The sequence below is a fragment of the Dellaglioa sp. CoH-57-MRSF-18 genome (assembly GCF_056781995.1).
Map to the genome: position 1 here is coordinate 1 of NZ_JBXAXX010000180.1, position 306 is coordinate 306.

Sequence of the window (306 nt, forward strand, 5' to 3'; positions counted from 1 at the left end):
GCGCAGATGAGCGCGCTCTCGTGGTTGTCGGTTCGTCGTATTGTGAACGTGATAAAGGTCGCGCTCTATCAGTTCCTGCTGTACTCGCTGCAAGAGCCTAACGATGACTTCACGGGTCGTCAGATCGTGCAGTCGTGTTCGGATTACCTCCAGACCATCAAGAACGCCCGGGGCATCTCGGACTTTACAGTGATCTCAGATTCTACAGTGATCTCAGATTCGTCGAACAACACGGCGCAAGACTTCAACAGCGGTATCCGTAACGTGACGGTCATCATCATTCCGGTGATACCGATCCACATCATC

The 306-nt window shown here is 52.6% G+C and carries 1 protein-coding gene; it reads left to right on the forward strand.

The annotated features are described in order from the left end of the window. The coding region (locus AC1RPG_RS08640) for a phage tail sheath C-terminal domain-containing protein (protein ID WP_481762577.1) at positions 1 to 306 on the forward strand (306 nt) is incomplete at both ends.